Here is a 16640-nt window from a genome sequence, read left to right on the forward strand (position 1 = left end):
TTTAACGTCCGGCCCCGCTGCCGGCACTAGGACTTGACGATGGCAACCACGCTCAACCCCTCCGAAATCAGCGAACTGATCAAGAACCGCATCGAGAAGGTCAAGCTGGCCGCGGAATCGCGCAACGAAGGCACCGTGACCAGCGTGTCCGACGGCATCGTGCGCATCTTCGGTCTGGCCGACGTGATGCAGGGCGAAATGATCGAACTGCCGAACAACACCTTCGCCCTGGCCCTGAACCTGGAGCGCGACTCGGTCGGCGCCGTGGTCCTGGGTGGCTACGAGAATGTGCGCGAAGGTGACGTCGCCAAGACCACCGGCCGCATCCTGGAAGTGCCGGTCGGTCCGGAACTGCTGGGCCGCGTGGTCAACGCGCTCGGCGAGCCGATCGACGGCAAGGGCCCGCTGGCCACCCAGCTGACCGCTCCGGTGGAGCGCGTTGCTCCGGGCGTGATCTGGCGCAAGTCGGTCGACCAGCCGGTGCAGACCGGTTACAAGTCGGTCGACTCGATGATCCCGATCGGCCGTGGCCAGCGCGAGCTGGTCATCGGTGACCGCCAGACCGGCAAGACCGCGCTGGCCATCGACGCGGTGATCAACCAGAAGGGCACCGGCATCAAGTGCGTGTACGTAGCGATCGGCCAGAAGGCCTCGACCGTTGCCAACATCGTGCGCAAGCTGGAAGAGAACGGCGCCCTGGCGCACACCATCGTGGTGGCTGCCACCGCGTCCGAATCGGCCGCGATGCAGTACATCAGCGCCTACTCGGGCTGCACCATGGGCGAGTACTTCATGGACCGCGGCGAAGACGCACTGATCGTGTACGACGATCTGTCCAAGCAGGCCGTGGCCTACCGCCAGATCTCGCTGCTGCTGAAGCGTCCGCCGGGCCGTGAAGCCTACCCGGGTGACGTGTTCTACCTGCACTCCCGTCTGCTCGAGCGCGCTGCCCGCGTGTCCGAGGAATATGTCGAGAAGTTCACCGAAGGCAAGGTCACCGGCAAGACCGGTTCGCTGACCGCGCTGCCGATCATCGAAACCCAGGCCGGCGACGTCTCCGCGTTCGTTCCGACCAACGTGATCTCGATCACCGATGGTCAGATCTTCCTGGAAACCGATCTGTTCAACGCCGGCATCCGCCCGGCCGTGAACGCCGGTATCTCGGTGTCGCGCGTCGGTGGTTCGGCACAGACCAAGATCATCAAGAAGCTGTCTGGCGGCATCCGTATCTCGCTGGCCCAGTACCGCGAGCTGGCTGCGTTCGCGCAGTTCGCCTCGGACCTGGACGAAGCCACCCGCAAGCAGCTGGAGCGCGGCCAGCGCGTCACCGAGCTGATGAAGCAGAAGCAGTACGCGCCGATGTCGATCGCCAACCAGGCGCTGTCGATCTACGCCGTCAACGAGGGTTACCTCGACGACGTGCCGGTCAGCAAGCTGCTGGCGTTCGAAGAAGGCCTGCACGCGCACTTCGCCAACACCCAGGGCGAACTGATCGGCAAGGTCAACGCCACCGGCGGTTGGGACAACGACATCGAAGGTGCCTTCAAGAAGGGCATCGTCGAGTTCAAGACCACCGGCAGCTGGTAATCGAGGTCCTGTAGAGCGGAGCGATGCTCCGCTGGACCAGACGATCAAACGGTTGAACAACGCGGGGCCCAGGCCCCGCGCCACGGGAATAAAAGATGGCAAGCGGACGCGAAATCAAAACCAAGATCAAGAGCGTGCAGAACACCCGCAAGGTGACGCGCGCCCTGGAAATGGTCTCGGCCTCCAAGATCCGCAAGGCGCAGGATCGGATGAAGACCTCGCGTCCGTACGCGCAGGCGATGAAGCAGGTGATCGGCCACCTGGCGCAGGCCAGCACCGACTACCAGCATCCGTTCCTGGTCGAGCGTGAGCAGGTCAAGCGGGTCGGTTTCATCGTGATCTCCTCCGATCGCGGTCTTGCCGGCGGCCTCAACAACAACCTGTTCCGCAAGATGCTTGGCGAAGCCAAGGCCTGGCAGGACAAGGGCGCCGAAGTGGACCTGGTGACCATCGGCCAGAAGGCATCGACCTTCTTCCGCCGGGTCAAGGTGAACATGGTCGGCACGGTGACCCACATCGGCGATACGCCGAAGCTGGAATCGCTGATCGGTGTGATCAAGGTCATGCTCGACGCCTTCACCGAAGGCAAGGTCGACCGCGTGTATCTGGTCTACAACCGCTTCGTCAACACGATGGTGCAGAAGGCCAGCTTCGATCAGCTGCTGCCGCTGCCGGCCGCCGAGAAGCAGGTTGCGCACCACGACTGGGACTACCTGTACGAACCCGATGCCGCGACCGTGCTCGAGCACGTGATGACGCGTTACATCGAGTCGCTGGTGTACCAGGCGCTGCTGGAAAACGTCGCTTCCGAGCATGCCGCGCGCATGGTGGCGATGAAGTCGGCCAGTGACAACGCCAACAAGCTGATCGGAACCCTGCAGCTGGTCTACAACAAGGCCCGCCAGGCAGCGATCACCCAGGAAATCTCCGAAATCGTCGGCGGCGCGGCAGCAGTCTGACCGCGTTCGTTAAAAGCACACATTTAGAGGATGCAGCAATGAGTCAGGGCAAGATCGTTCAGATCATCGGCGCCGTCGTCGACGTCGAATTCCCCCGCGAGTCGGTGCCGAAGGTGTACCACGCGCTGAAGGTGGACAACACCGAAATCACCCTGGAAGTGCAGCAGCAGCTCGGTGACGGCGTGGTCCGCTGCATCGCGCTGGGCTCCACCGATGGCCTGAAGCGCAACCTGGTGGCCACCAACACCGAGCGCGGCATCTCCGTGCCGGTCGGCGCTGGCACCCTGGGCCGCATCATGGACGTGCTCGGCCGCCCGATCGACGAAGCCGGTCCGGTCGCCGCCAGCGACACCTGGGAAATCCACCGTGCTGCTCCGTCGTACGAAGACCAGTCCCCGGCCACCGAGCTGCTGGAAACCGGCATCAAGGTCATCGACCTGATGTGCCCGTTCGCCAAGGGCGGCAAGGTCGGCCTGTTCGGCGGCGCCGGCGTCGGCAAGACCGTCAACATGATGGAACTGATCAACAACATCGCCAAGGCGCACAGCGGTCTGTCCGTGTTCGCCGGCGTGGGTGAGCGTACCCGTGAGGGCAACGACTTCTACCACGAGATGAAGGACTCCAACGTCCTGGACAAGGTCGCGATGGTGTACGGCCAGATGAACGAGCCGCCGGGCAACCGTCTGCGCGTCGCCCTGACCGGCCTGACCATGGCCGAGTACTTCCGCGACGAGAAGGACGAGAACGGCAAGGGCAAGGACGTGCTGCTGTTCGTCGACAACATCTACCGCTACACCCTGGCCGGTACCGAAGTGTCGGCACTGCTGGGTCGTATGCCGTCGGCAGTGGGCTACCAGCCGACCCTGGCCGAGGAAATGGGCGTCCTGCAGGAGCGCATCACCTCGACCAAGAATGGTTCGATCACCTCGATCCAGGCCGTCTACGTGCCGGCCGATGACTTGACCGATCCGTCGCCGGCGACCACCTTCGCCCACCTGGACTCGACCGTGACCCTGTCGCGTTCGATCGCTTCGCTGGGTATCTACCCGGCGGTCGATCCGCTGGATTCCACCAGCCGCCAGATGGACCCGCTGGTCATCGGCCACGAGCACTACGACACCGCCCAGCGCGTCCAGCAGACCCTGCAGAAGTACAAGGAACTGAAGGACATCATCGCCATCCTGGGCATGGACGAACTGTCCGAAGAAGACAAGCAGGCCGTGTCGCGCGCCCGCAAGATCGAGCGCTTCTTCAGCCAGCCGTTCCACGTGGCCGAAGTGTTCACCGGCTCGCCGGGCAAGTACGTGTCGCTGAAGGACACCATCCGTGGCTTCAAGGCCATCGTCGATGGCGAGTACGACCACCTGCCGGAGCAGGCGTTCTACATGGTCGGCAGCATCGAAGAAGCGGTCGAGAAGGCCAAGAAGATGGCCGAGAAGGCCTGATGCGGCAGGGACGGGCACACGCCCGTCCCGACCGTGACACGGGGTGGGCCTGCGCCCACCGCTGCGGAATCCCTGCGGTGGGTTCGACCCGCCCCCTAGCGAAGAGAGTTACATGAGCACCATCCGTTGCGACATCGTCAGCGCCGAGCAGGAAATCTTCCGTGGCGAAGCGACCCTGGTCGTGGCCACCGGTGAGCTGGGCGAACTGGGCATCGCGCCCAAGCACGCACCGCTGATCACCCGCCTGAAGCCGGGCAAGGTGGTAGTGACCACGCCGAGCGGCGAGCAGCTGGATTTCGCCATTTCCGGCGGCATCCTGGAAGTGCAGCCGCAGGTGGTGACCGTGCTGGCCGACACCGCGATCCGCGCACAGGACATCGACGAAGCCTCGGTCCGCAAGGCCAAGGAAGAAGCCGAGCGCATCCTGGCCAACCGCGGCGAAGCGATGGAAGTGGCTGAAGCGCAGCAGAAGCTGGCAGAGGCCGTCGTCCAGCTGCAGGCGCTGGAGCGCCTGCGCAAGACCCTCAAGCACTGAGGCTCACCGCCATCAAGCAGGAACGCCGGCCATGTGCCGGCGTTTTTGTATGTGTCAGCGACGCAGCGGGAACGCCGTTACCGGTACACGAGGTGGCGCAGCAGCAGGAAGGACACCACCGCCAGGCCCGCTTCCACCAGCGGCTTTGCCAGCCAGGCGTACTGCAGGCCCAGCGCATGGTCGGCGGCGGCCACCAGCAGCGTGCTGGCCGTGGTCAGCAGCAACCACAGCGGCAGGAATCGCGCGAAGCGGCGCCACCCCAGGCGTTGCCCATCGGCATCGGCGAAGGTGATGCGTCCATTGAGCCAGAAGCCCAGCAGCATGCCGGCCACGCGCCCGCAGACGTTGCCGGGCGCAGCAGGCATGCCGGCTGCCGTCGCCAGTACGAACACCGCCCAGTCCAGCAGCAGCTGCAGCAGCCCGACGACGAGATAGGAACGGCCTTGGCGCAGCAGGCTCATGGTGCCGGGATCAGGGTGGGGGCTCCATGTTAACGGCCCCCGTTCTAGAATCACCGCCATCGAATCGTGGACTGCCCGCATGACCCAACCCCTGCACGTGATCATCCTCGCCGCTGGCGCCGGCAAGCGCATGAAGTCGGTGCTGCCCAAGGTACTGCAGCCGATTGCCGGGCAGCCGATGCTGGCACATGTGATCGCCACGGCGCGCGAACTGCAGCCGGCCGCCATCCACGTGGTGTACGGCCATGGCGGGGACCAGGTGCGGCACTACTTCGCTGACCAGCCGGACCTGTTGTGGGCCGAACAGGCGCAGCAGCTGGGTACCGGTCACGCCGTTGCCCAGGCCATGCCGGAGGTGCCCGACGCCGCGCAGGTGCTGGTGTTGTACGGCGATGTGCCGTTGATCCGTGCGCAGACCCTGCGCGACCTGCTGGACCAGCCGGGCCGTCTGGCGGTGCTGGTTGCCGATGTCGACGATCCCACCGGCTATGGTCGCGTGCTGCGCGATGCCGAAGGCAAGGTGGGGGCGATCGTCGAGCAGAAGGACGCCGATGACGAACAGCGCCGTGTGCGCATCATCAACACCGGCATCATCACTGCCGAGTCGACGGCACTGCGTCGTTGGCTGTCACAGCTGTCCAACAGCAACGCGCAGGGCGAGTACTACCTGACCGATGTGTTCGCCTTCGCCGCCCGCGAGTTCACTCCGGCGGAGATGGCCCTGGTGGCCGATGCGCAGGACGCGGAAGGCGCGAACGATCCCTGGCAGCTCTCGCAGCTGGAACGGGCCTGGCAGCGGCGCGCGGTGCGTGCATTGTGCATCCAGGGCGCGCGCGTGCGGGATCCGGCGCGGGTGGATATCCGCGGTGAGGTGATCGTCGGCAGCGACGTGATGATCGATGTTGATGTGATCCTGGAAGGCAAGGTGGTGCTGGGCGATGGCGTGACCATCGGCCCGTTCACCCGTCTGAAGGACGTCACCCTCGGCGCGGGCACCGAAGTGCGTGCGCACTGCGATGTGGAAGGCGTGATCAGCGAGGGTGCGGCACAGATCGGTCCGTTCGCGCGCCTACGCCCCGGTACCGTGCTGGCCGATGGCGTGCACGTGGGCAACTTCGTGGAAACCAAGAAAGTCACCCTGGGGGTAGGCAGCAAGGCCAACCACCTGACCTACCTGGGTGATGCGGTGATCGGCAGCAAGGTCAACATCGGTGCGGGCACCATCACCTGCAACTACGACGGGGTGAACAAGTCGACCACCACCATCGGCGACAACGCCTTCATCGGCTCGAACAGTTCGCTGGTGGCGCCGGTGCTGATCGGCGAAGGGGCGACGATCGCTGCAGGTTCGGTCATCACCCGCACCGCGCCGGACGGCAAGCTGACCGTAGCCCGTGCGCGGCAGGAAACGATCGATGGCTGGCAGCGACCCATCAAGAAAAGCTGAGCCGAGACCACCGCGCGTTGACGAGCTCGACGCGTTGCCCCGCATCGAACAGCGTGCGGGTGAACTGCTGCGCGGGCACGAGGCGTACCCGGTGTTCTCCGGCCATGGACTGGACCTTCCCACGTTGCAGGCCGGACTGCGGCGTGGCCTGTTGTGGATCATCGAAGGCGCCGCTGGCGGCATCGCCGGCTACCTGCTGGGCGGTACGCTCGACGGCGATTTCCATGTGCTGCAGATGGATGTGGATCCCAATCATGCTCGCCGAGGCTACGGACGGGCGTTGCTGCAGCATGCACTCGCCGAGGCCAAGGCGCTTGGCTATCCGGCGGCGGTGCTGACCACGTTGTCCGATGTGCCGTGGAATGCGGCGTTCTATGCCAGCGAAGGATTCACCCTGCTGCCGGAGCCAGAGTGGGGCGCGGGCCTGCGAGGGGTGATGGCCGAGGAAGCCGCATTGGGATTCCCGATGCACCTGCGGGTGGCGATGCGGCGGGTACTGTGACGCCGGGTGCGCTTGCCTAGCGGGTGCTGTCCAAGGAAGGTGCCGACGCCGGGACCTACTGCGCAGAGCTGGCAAACCCGAGCCATACATGTCTAGCAGATAGCATGGTTGGGCAGGGGCGTGATATTGGTTCCAAGCATGGCCTATTGCGCATTCGGTCTGATGGCAAGCGAGCTCAGAATGGCTATAGGCATCCCTACGTGCTGCTCCGAGTGGATTGGCTGACTTCACGTAACTTGCCATTTTCAAGTTCAAGTATGCGATCGGCAAACGAGAAAAGTGCAGAGCGGTGGGCAACTACTATGCGGGTTCCCTTGATGGAGGTAAGTGCCTTGGCAATTCTTCTTTCGCATTCGGAATCCACATGAGCCGTGCCCTCATCAAGAACTGTGACCGGGCTGTTGCGATAGATGGCTCGTGCTATGAGAATCCGCTGGCGCTGTCCTGCGGAGAGGAGGGCAGTGCCCTCCGCGATGGGGGTTAGATAGTTCATAGGCATGGACATGATTTCATCGTCTATCTCGGCCATCCTCGCAGCAGACCTGATTTTCTCCAGATTCGTGGTCGGTTCAAACAGTGCAATGTTCTCCGCGATTGATCCGTTGAACAGAATGTCCTCTTGTAGTAGTGCCGAGAAATTATCTCTCCAGCTTCGAAGGTCACTATTTGCGATGTGGCTGTCGCCATAGCGAATAGTCCCAGATATAGGGTCCGTGAATCCGAGCAGTAATCTTACGAGCGTTGATTTCCCCGATCCCGATTTTCCAGAAATGACGATGAACTCTCCCGGGTGAACGGTAAGAGACAGTCCATCGAGCAGAGGGGCGGCCTCACCTATTCGATATGTGACCTCACTGAGTTCAATTGTGCAAAGGCCTGGACGGACTGGGGCGTGCCCTTTGCTACGCTCGGGGTTGATGTGCCGAAGATAGTCGAGACGAGCCATGCGCTCGCGGAATCCGAGGTAGGATGGGGCTAGATTTAGCAGCGAGGATGCTTTTTCGCGGATGATCGATCTGAATGCAAAGATTCCGAACAGAGTGGCTATTCCGGAAGTGCCTTGATGCGCTCCAGTGGCAATCAGGATCAGCGCGGTGAACTCCATCGGCAGCAGGATTGAAGACAGGGAGCTTCTTAATGCCCGACCACGCAGGACACCGGACTGTGCACTGGAAATGTCCAGTAGGATGCTGCGCCACTGTGAAAGTCTTGTCTCCTCGCCGCCAAATATTTTTATGCTCTGGAAGCCGCGGGTCGTATCGTACAGATAAGCAGACTCTGAGCTGTTGGCATTGATGATGCTAGCTGCTGCCCGTGCCTCAGACTTTATGTTGGATAGACGGATTGCAGTGTCAGAAATTACAAAAGTAAGAATTATGGCTCCTGCGGTCGGGTTAAAAATCGTAGCTAAAATGGCGGCGAACAGAAGTATTATCGCATCCGCTCCGGCTGGTATGAATTCATCGACAACACTTCTGCGGATTGTCTCAAGTGACTGGATCTGCATACTTACTGAACTCTCCGCTCGTCTGCGAATGAAGTCGGGAGACGCGGCCAGAATCAGTCCCATGACGCGAAGGGAGAACTTTCGAGTGACTTCGATGCCAAGCGCATCCAGTGCTCGGGCCCGAAGTAGGTTCAGAGCAAACTGCATTCCTAGAAGCCCCGCCAACCCTAAGAAGATCAGAATCAGCCCGTGGCTGGCGGGTTTAGAGAGCGCTACTACTAGATCTCTTAGCAAAAAAGGTTGAGCGAGAATGGCAGCTTGCAACAAAAGCATGATCAAACTTGTCACCATGATCTGCCTGACCAATCTTCTGTCGATTGACATCAGGCTGGGCGGCGAGGACTCGGCATCCTTGATTGGCTGGACATCGCTATGTCGAGATATCTCCACCGCAACGCCGGTAAACCTATCATCCGCGAGATGCAAGGGAATTTCCAGCTTGCCAAGCGCCGGATCCGCGATCAGGAGATGCTCATCATCAACGCGCTCTAGGACGACAAAGTGATTCATCTCCCAGTGAATTATGGCAGGCAGTTGCAGATCAGCGAGACGACCCAGGCCAACACGTACTGGCCTCGCAGACAGTCCTATGGCATCGGCAGCCCGGATAAGGCCTCGCAGAGAAGTGCCGTTGGCCGCGTTCCCAAACAGCGAATCAAGCTTGCTTGGTGAAAGATCAATGCCCCAAGCGCCTGCTACCATAGCCAGACATGCAGATCCACAATCCGTTGGGGATGATTGGAACCGGTGTACGACGGGTCCAATTTTCTCCGATCGACTCTGGCCTCGAAGCAGTCTGTTTGCCAAACCTCCTGACTTGAAACTCTGAGAATCGGAGGGGCTGCCTAGATTTCTTGAGATCGCAGCCCGCACTGCGGACTTTCTGAACTGTTGTTGCATGACTTTCAACGAGTCCTTGATCAATCTGGTTGCATCAATGCTTACCCAGTCGTAGGGTTTACGATCGGGTTCTCGTCAGGCTGCTCGTTCTCTTGTGCTGAAATGCTCCTCGTAACGTGACGAAGTTGCATCCCAGATTGCCCGCCCAAAGGCGGTCAGACTCTTCGCATCCTCCATTGCCGTCGAGTAGGTTTCGAAGAAGTTGCGCCAGAGTGTGAGCTGCTTCTGTTCCACTTCGATCAACTCTCGCCGACGGGATGCGATGCTCAGGAAGATTGCGGTGCTCACAGTCGCGTGCGCGGCATAGAAGACCATTTCCAGCGGGCGTTCGGTTCCCTTTATCGGCGAGTAAAATGCCTCGCTTGAATCTGGGCAAATCAAGGGGTGAAGGTCACTGGCTGCGTTGAGCGCCATATGGCAAGCTTCATGAATCAGAGCTTCGGCCGTCAATAGTGGAGTTGGATGCGGGTTGAGATAGATGCAGCCTGGAAATCCTCCCGAACTTCCAGATGTATCTACATTGCTTGTACTGAGGCTTGCAAGATAGACCTGCCTCACTAGGGTATTTACCCAGGCAGCGTGATCTGGGCACGTGAGTTGCAACTCCAGGCAAGCTTTCTGGAAATGCTGAACGTCTGCCTGCATGCCCGGTTCATCGATTGATCGGGGCGATGCGCCAGTGCACTGGGCAGAGGGGAATTGTCCAATGTCAACCTTCAGCCCAGTTTCACTCAGTCCGAAGTCGAGGCCATCGACCGGGGAGTATGTGTGCCATAGTGCCCCCAACTCCTCACGCTTGCTCCTAGCCCGGGATACTGCTGTTGCGCTCCCCGATGGATTGTTCCATTGCTTCACGGCGTGCATGGGCCGAAGTGCGCCCTGCGTCTCGAAGTAGTTGCCACATGAGTAGATGTAAGTAGGCGTTTTTATGGCGAACTCACAGTCAACAGTACATCCATTTCCAACAAGGTAGACTGCCAACTGGGCCTTCGCGAGATCCATTTCCCCATTCTTCATCAGTGATGAGGTGATGCCCAGTTCTGGGGAATATGCGCTTGCCCCGCGGGACAGAAGTTGTGCTCCAAAACTCTCAATCTCAGCTTCAGAAAAGCCCAAGCGCCGTGCCATCAGGAGCGCTCTCGCTGTTCCAATTCGGCAAAGTACGGCCGTTAGGTCGCCTCCGCCAGGTGCCGCGAACACTTGCGCGAATCTAAGCTGCATTGTCATGCCTGTATTCCAGATTTCGGTCGATAAGGGCTTTGGGCACGGAATTGGCTTCGAGCATGTTGCGGACATTCTGGTAGAGCGATTTTAGTTGGGTGCAAAATATGGATGGGTTGTTGAAGCCCCTCTCGGATGAGAACCTGTTGGCAGGATTGCCGCCTCTACATACGCGCAGCCATTGGCATGATTGGCAGGCGTCCGGGCCGGAGATTGTGTCCTCGAGTTCTGCCCAGACATCGGATTCGAATACATCTTCTGCTCGAGCCTCTCCCACTACGCCTGGCATGCTTCTAAAGCGTTCGGCCAACCCATGAAGTGTATCTTCCGGCCCTATCCGCCCGTCTGAAGAAACTACAAGAAGGTGGCGGAAGTCATGAGGTACCGTCTTTCTCATTTCATCTTCGTCTGATGCCATGAGTGTGATGATCTGATGGAGGAATCGGATGCGGACTCCTGGCTTGCGCAGCTTCGCCCATGCCTTGGTTACTGAGTTGAGATAGGTTCCGACGCCTTCTGCGTAACCTGGCGTAATACCACTGTCATGGCTGTAATCGGGTACCAGGAAATTCATCTGCTTCGCGCCGAGGTCTGAAGCGAAGTGGTTGAACGCGCGTGCTCCATCCTCATCTGGATTTATCACGCCCAACAGGCCGGGAGGTGGGCAGACCCGGTTGCTTGCGGCAGTCTGCAATAAACGCAGTCCATTTACTGTGCGGTCATATGAGCTTTGGCCTCGCTTGTCGAGCCGAAAGATGTCGTTCTGGGATTTGTCTCCATCCAATGAAATGCCAACGCCCACTCTGTGGTTGGCAAGTAGGCTCACCCATTCATGATCTATCAGAGCGCCATTCGTCTGGAGGTGAAAAATGAAGCGAAAGCCAGATTCATACGAGCGCAACGTTCTGCACATCCAGTCGAATCTACTCTTTCGCATTAATAATGGTTCGCCGCCATGGAGGGTGATGACGATCTCGTTGAGATTATAGGATCGCGCGGCTTCTGAGCAAAATCGTCCGAGTCCATGGACCGTATCATCGGTGACAAGTGGCGGGCGCTTCTTCCATGTTTCATCGCCACTGAAGAAGAAGTAACAGTACTCGCACTTGAGGTTGCATCGTTCGCTTATTTTGAACACTATTCCAAGGCGCTTGCTGGGCTGGAACATCACTGCATCTCCATTGCTCGACGTTAAGCCCCTTCCCCTATTGGGAAGGGGCCTTGCAAATGGTTAGAAGCACTGATCGCCGCCGCAATTCTCATTGCTTTGGTGTTGCCAGAAATTTGCATTCCCGGCAGATACCTGGTCAATGTTCTCTGCGATCAGATCTTCGATCCCCATCATGTCTTCCTGACGGAATGTTTCCTTGCTTTCCATGATTTCCTCTCCTTTGGGTTCGCCGCGAATGCGGCAAGGGAGTATGTATCTTGAATAGCTCGTCAAGTTGTTAATTTTTCATTTTATTTTATGAAAGCGTGACGAGTTTTCCAAAGCTAGCCCCACAATGACGCGACTGGCATCATCAAATGGCCCCGCCAAGACGTGTTCGACTCAGTTACGACAGGGCGCGCCGCCTTCCTACTTGATCGGCTTGCCCTCGATCTGGGCGTTCTACCCGATCACCACCGGCAACAGGATCGACACACACAGTCCACCCTCGGTCCGGTTCTGCAGTGACACGCGACCACCGTGCGCCTCGACGATCTCACGGGTGAGGGCCAGCCCCAGCCCGGTGCCGTTGCGCTTGGTCGAATAGAACGGCATCAGCGCATTCTGCAGCACCTGCTCGTTCATGCCCTTGCCGCGGTCCAGCACATCCAGCCGCAGCCACTGCGGCAGCCGGGTCAGCTGCACCTGCACGTCGTCGTTGGGCGGATCGGCTTCGGCGCAGGCCTCGTGTGCATTCTTCAGCAGGTTGAGCAGGGCCTGGCCGAACTGGGCGATGTCGATCCGGCTGCTCAGTTCCGCGTCGGGTTCACGCTCCATCGTGAACGGAATCTGCTGGCACAGGCTGGAGAGGAACGGCGCCCAGTGCACGGTCTGCAGCTGCGGCTGGGGCAGCTTGGCGAAACGCGCATAGCCCCGGATGAAGCCTTCCAGATGCCGTGCGCGGTCTTCGATGGTGGTGAAGATCTCCGGCAGCCGGTCAAAGCGCTCGCGCTTGACCAGTTCGCCACCGGAGTGCGCCAGCGATGCGATCGGCGCCAGCGAATTGTTGAGTTCGTGGCTGATCACCCGGATCACCTTCTTCCAGGTCTGCACTTCCTGCCGGCGCAGTTCGGCAGTGAGCTGGCGCACCAGCAACAGGTCATGGGGGCGGCCGTTGAGCTGGAACGCGCGCCGCGACAGGTGATAGACCTGTTCGTCGTCCTCGTCTCCCTCCACGCCGTCTTCGTGTTCGGACTTCACCGCGAACAGGCTGTCGCCGCCGCGGCCGATGGCATCGCGCAGTTCCACCGGCAGCTGCTCGATCACGTCTTCCATGCGCTGGCCTTCCAGCTTCCAGCCGCTGTGCAGCAGCTTGCGCGCGGCCAGGTTGGAGAACACCACGCGGGAAATGCCATCGCCACCAGCGGCGATCAGCAGCATCGCCACCGGTGTGTTCTGCACCATGGTGTCCAGCAGCAGTTCGCGCTGCACCAGGCCCTGGCGCTGTGCACGCAGCACTTCGCCCAGTTCGCGGTGCGCCTGCACCAGGTCACCCAGCTCGTCATTGCCGGGCCAGTAGATGCCGAAGTTGTACTCACCGTCGCGGTAGCTGCTGGTGGTGCCCGACAGCGCCCGCATCAACGAGCGCACCGGTGCAGTGGCACGACGCAGCGTCCACCACATCAATGAGAGCAGGACGATCGTGGAGACCGTGGTCACCACCCAGCCATGGTCCATCCAGTACGCCAGCAGCCACGGCAGCGCGGCAGCCAGCGCCAGCACCGGCAGCAGGCGCAGGAACAGGCGGAAGGTGAAGGAGCGTCGCTTCATTCGCGCGGGATACCGTGACGATCCATGCGCCGGTACAGTGCCTGCCGGCTCAGCCCCAGCTCGTTGGCCGCCTGTGCGATGACGCCGTGGTTGCGCGCCAGCACTTCTTCGATGCGCGCGCGGTCGGGATCATTGCCGGCGCTGGGCGTCGGGCGTGGCGCAGCAGGCGCGCGCGGCAGGTTGAGATCGGCCACGTCGATGCGGGTGCCGGTGGCCAGCAGTTCGGCACGCTGGATCACGTTGCGCAGCTCGCGCACGTTGCCCGGCCACGGGTGCCGCTGCAGTGCACTGGCCGCCGCGCTGGACAGTGGCTTGCCGATGCTGAGGAAATGCTCGGCCAACGGCACGATGTCGCCGGGGCGGTCGGCCAGCGGCGGCAGCGCCAGTTCCACCGTGTTGAGCCGGTAGTAGAGGTCTTCGCGGAACGTACCCTCGCGGATCATTGCCGGCAGGTCGGCATTGGTCGCACTGACCACGCGCACCTTGACCTGGCGTTCGCGGTTGGAACCCAGGCGCTCGAAGCGTCCTGTCTCCAGCACGCGCAGCAGCTTCATCTGCCCACCCAGCGACAGGTTGCCGATTTCATCCAGGAACAGCGTGCCGCCGTCGGCCGCCTCGAACTTGCCTTCGCGCGCCTTGTTGGCGCCGGTGTAGGCGCCGGCCTCGGCACCGAACAGTTCGGCCTCGATCAGCTCGGAGGGCAGGGCGCCGCAGTTCACCGCCACGAAGGGGCCCTTGGCCACCAGCGAGTTGGCCTGGATGATCTGCGCGATCTTCTCCTTGCCCGCGCCATTGGGGCCGGTGATCAGCACCGGCAGCTCCGAGCGCGCGACCTGGCAGGCCAGGGCGATCACCCGCTCGCTGGCGGGGTCGGCGAACACCGCGCCGCACAACGCGTACTTGTCTTCCAGTGCATGGCGCTGGCGTTGTTCGCGCTGGCGTCGCTGGTCCAGTTCGCGCCGCGCTTCGGACAGTTCCAGCAGGTTGTTGACCGTGGTCAGCAGCTTGCGGTCATCCCAGGGCTTGGCCAGGTAGTCGGCGGCACCGGCCTTGACCAGGTCCACCGCGCTGCTCAGGTGGGTCCAGGCCGTCAGCAGGATCACCGGCAGATCGGGGTGGCGTTCGCGGATCTGTGCGAACAGCGCCTCGCCCTCCTCACCGGAGGTGGTGTCCTCGCTGAAGTTCATGTCCTGGATCACCAGGTCCACCGGCTGCGATTCCAGCAGCGCCAGCCCTTCGGCCGGGCTCTGCGCCAGCAGGGTGTCGATGTCGTGCAGGGAGAACAGCACGTCCAGCGCGGTTCCCACGCTGGCGTTGTCGTCGATGATGAGGATCGCGGGCATTCGGCGGCTTCTGGGAGGGCAGGGAAGCGCCGGAAAGCGTCGGCGCCGCGCACGGAAAAGGGTGGATGACGCCGGAGCTTTCGGCGCCACCCACCAAGCATAGCCAAACCGATGGCGGCGCAGGAGCCGCCGGGCCTCAGCGCCGTGGCGGAGGCGGAGGCGGGGGAGCCGGCGGTGGTGGTGGCGGCGCCAGCGCGGGGCGCCACTGGGCCACGTTCACCGGCACGGTGAGCATCCGCCCATCGCGCCGCAGCAGCAGGTAGACGGTGGCCGTCGATGCCGCCTGCATGGCATCGGCGAGCTGCTCGATCTGTCGCACCGGCGAATCGTTCACGCGCAGGATGCGGTCGCCGCTGCGCACACCGAAGCGGGCTTCCGGGCTGGCGGCGTCCACCCGTACCACGCCCTCGGTCGAGCGCAGTGCCAGCCGCGCATCGTCCTGGCGCCACTCCAGCGTCTGCGCGCTGCTGCTGCCGGCGAGTACCGGCAGCGGCAGGGCCAACAACACCAGCAGCAGGCCGGCGCGCATCTCACGCCCCCCGCGTGGCGACGGCCGGCGGCACGGCAGCGGCGCGGCGGGCCGGGCCGAACACGGCGATCTGGCCCAGCATCCACAGCAGCACCGCACCCAGCGGCAGGTACAGCAGCGGCATGCGCGGCAGCTCGTACATGTTCATCAGCGCCAGGTTGATGGCATAGGCCGCCAGCATGCCCAGCACGATGCCCAGCGTGGCCAGCAGGAAGTTCTCGGTCTGGAAGTAACGCAGGATCTGCCCACGGGTGGCGCCCAATGCGCGGCGGATGCCGATCTGCTTGCTGCGCTGCTGCACCCAGAAGCTGGCCAGGCCGACGATGCCCAGGGCGGTGACCACCAGCAGCGCCACGCAGACCGTTACCAGCAGGCCGACCATCGAGCGGTCGTTCTTGAAGTAGTCGGCACGCTGTTCCTGGTAGGTCAGTTTCTCGCGCACCAGGCGGTTGGGGTCGTTGTGCTCCAGCGCGGCCAGCGCACCCTTCAGCACTTCATCGCGGCGAGACGGGTCCGTTCGAAGCACATAGGTGCTTTCGTCAAAGGAGCGTCGCATCGGGAGGATCATCGACTTCGTCCAATTTCCGTCCCAACCACCTGGGGTAGACAGCTGATCGACGACTCCAACGACAGTCAATGGTTGCTTTCCGAGATAGAATTTTTTGCCCACTGCGTTCCCTGTCGGGTCCATCTCTCGAGCAGTTTCTCGGCTGAAGATCACCGGCATCGCCCGATCTCGGGCCGCACCTTGCTTGACGACTGCGTCGTAGTCAATGAACTCGTTCGGCAGAAAGTCGCGACCGGCGATCAACTGCAAGCCGAGTGTGGAAATGGCGTTTTCGGAAATGGTATACATTGATGCGTCCATTGTTGGACGGTCCTGATTCAGCTCTCTAGAAATGCTGCTGCTGGAGGAACCGCTGCGAAAGGGGATCTGATTGACCGTGGTTACATTCCTTACGCCCGGGATGGCTCGCATCGAATTCAGATCTTCCCGAGTACGGACCATGCCGTCCGTATGCTTTCCTATGCCGCTCAGGCGGATGATAACGAGCTCATTCTCGACGATGCCACTGGGCATGCTGATCTTTTCCAGTCGCTGACTGACAAGGAAAAGCGCATTGCAGACAATCGCGCAGGTCAGGGCGACCTCCAGCACAATCAATGCTGCTGCAGTCTTGTGCCGGGAAAGGGTGCTCAGTATAGGGCGGATGTCCATGGTGT

15 protein-coding genes are annotated in these 16640 nt (G+C 61.5%); 6 read left to right on the forward strand and 9 right to left on the reverse strand.

Annotated features, from left to right (window positions below; genetic code table 11):
• Positions 1-39 precede the first annotated feature (39 nt).
• The 4 genes from atpA to MRBLST15_RS10585 all read left to right on the forward strand — a co-directional run bounded on the left by atpA (position 40) and on the right by MRBLST15_RS10585 (position 4526).
• On the forward strand, positions 40-1587 hold the full coding sequence (gene atpA / locus MRBLST15_RS10570; protein WP_223496668.1) for a F0F1 ATP synthase subunit alpha: 1548 nt from the start codon (positions 40-42) through the stop codon (positions 1585-1587).
• 95 nt (positions 1588-1682) lie between these two features.
• Positions 1683-2546 carry a F0F1 ATP synthase subunit gamma gene (gene atpG, locus MRBLST15_RS10575; protein ID WP_089237047.1) on the forward strand — a complete coding sequence of 288 codons (864 nt, stop codon included), beginning with the start codon at positions 1683-1685 and terminating at the stop codon, positions 2544-2546.
• Between the two features lie 38 nt (positions 2547-2584).
• The gene (gene atpD / locus MRBLST15_RS10580) at positions 2585-3991 is read left to right on the forward strand and encodes a F0F1 ATP synthase subunit beta (protein WP_089237045.1); all 1407 of its coding nucleotides are present in this window, start codon (positions 2585-2587) and stop codon (positions 3989-3991) included.
• Between the two features lie 112 nt (positions 3992-4103).
• Positions 4104-4526, forward strand: coding sequence for a F0F1 ATP synthase subunit epsilon (locus MRBLST15_RS10585; RefSeq protein ID WP_025877355.1), 423 nt, complete (start codon positions 4104-4106; stop codon positions 4524-4526).
• A gap of 77 nt (positions 4527-4603) precedes the next feature.
• Here the strand turns inward: MRBLST15_RS10585 and MRBLST15_RS10590 are convergent, their stop codons facing one another.
• Complete coding sequence (locus MRBLST15_RS10590; protein WP_265952364.1) at positions 4604-4987, reverse strand: GtrA family protein; 384 nt, start codon at positions 4985-4987, stop codon at positions 4604-4606.
• A 79-nt stretch (positions 4988-5066) separates the two neighbouring features.
• Between MRBLST15_RS10590 and glmU the strand changes: the two genes are divergently transcribed.
• Complete coding sequence (gene glmU / locus MRBLST15_RS10595) at positions 5067-6434, forward strand: bifunctional UDP-N-acetylglucosamine diphosphorylase/glucosamine-1-phosphate N-acetyltransferase GlmU (protein WP_312705849.1); 1368 nt, start codon at positions 5067-5069, stop codon at positions 6432-6434.
• Positions 6403-6936, forward strand: a complete 534-nt coding sequence (locus tag MRBLST15_RS10600; protein WP_367785876.1) for a GNAT family N-acetyltransferase — start codon at positions 6403-6405, stop codon at positions 6934-6936. Before glmU ends, MRBLST15_RS10600 begins: the two co-directional genes overlap by 32 nt.
• Before the next feature lie 196 nt (positions 6937-7132).
• Here MRBLST15_RS10600 and MRBLST15_RS10605 read toward each other — a convergent pair whose 3' ends face one another.
• The 8 genes from MRBLST15_RS10605 to MRBLST15_RS10640 all read right to left on the reverse strand — a co-directional run bounded on the left by MRBLST15_RS10605 (position 7133) and on the right by MRBLST15_RS10640 (position 16635).
• Complete coding sequence (locus MRBLST15_RS10605) at positions 7133-9343, reverse strand: peptidase domain-containing ABC transporter (protein ID WP_367785877.1); 2211 nt, start codon at positions 9341-9343, stop codon at positions 7133-7135.
• A 75-nt stretch (positions 9344-9418) separates the two neighbouring features.
• On the reverse strand, positions 9419-10471 hold the full coding sequence (locus MRBLST15_RS10610) for an aKG-HExxH-type peptide beta-hydroxylase (RefSeq protein WP_367785878.1): 1053 nt from the start codon (positions 10469-10471) through the stop codon (positions 9419-9421).
• 82 nt (positions 10472-10553) lie between these two features.
• Entirely contained in the window at positions 10554-11732 is a 1179-nt protein-coding gene (locus MRBLST15_RS10615; RefSeq protein ID WP_367785879.1) for a radical SAM protein, read from the reverse strand.
• A 63-nt stretch (positions 11733-11795) separates the two neighbouring features.
• Positions 11796-11942, reverse strand: a complete 147-nt coding sequence (locus MRBLST15_RS10620; RefSeq protein WP_367785880.1) for a hypothetical protein — start codon at positions 11940-11942, stop codon at positions 11796-11798.
• A 234-nt stretch (positions 11943-12176) separates the two neighbouring features.
• Positions 12177-13544 (reverse strand): sensor histidine kinase, encoded by a 1368-nt coding sequence (locus MRBLST15_RS10625; RefSeq protein WP_367785881.1) that lies wholly within the window; start codon positions 13542-13544, stop codon positions 12177-12179.
• Positions 13541-14887 carry a sigma-54-dependent transcriptional regulator gene (locus tag MRBLST15_RS10630; protein ID WP_367785882.1) on the reverse strand — a complete coding sequence of 449 codons (1347 nt, stop codon included), beginning with the start codon at positions 14885-14887 and terminating at the stop codon, positions 13541-13543. Before MRBLST15_RS10630 ends, MRBLST15_RS10625 begins: the two co-directional genes overlap by 4 nt.
• A gap of 136 nt (positions 14888-15023) precedes the next feature.
• Positions 15024-15416, reverse strand: coding sequence for a PDZ domain-containing protein (locus MRBLST15_RS10635; RefSeq protein ID WP_367785883.1), 393 nt, complete (start codon positions 15414-15416; stop codon positions 15024-15026).
• A 1-nt stretch (position 15417) separates the two neighbouring features.
• Entirely contained in the window at positions 15418-16635 is a 1218-nt protein-coding gene (locus MRBLST15_RS10640) for an ABC transporter permease (protein WP_367785884.1), read from the reverse strand.
• Positions 16636-16640: the final 5 nt, after the last annotated feature.

Source organism: Stenotrophomonas sp. LST15-1-1.1, assembly GCF_040815575.1.
Taxonomy (GTDB): Bacteria; Pseudomonadota; Gammaproteobacteria; order Xanthomonadales; family Xanthomonadaceae; genus Stenotrophomonas; species Stenotrophomonas lactitubi_B.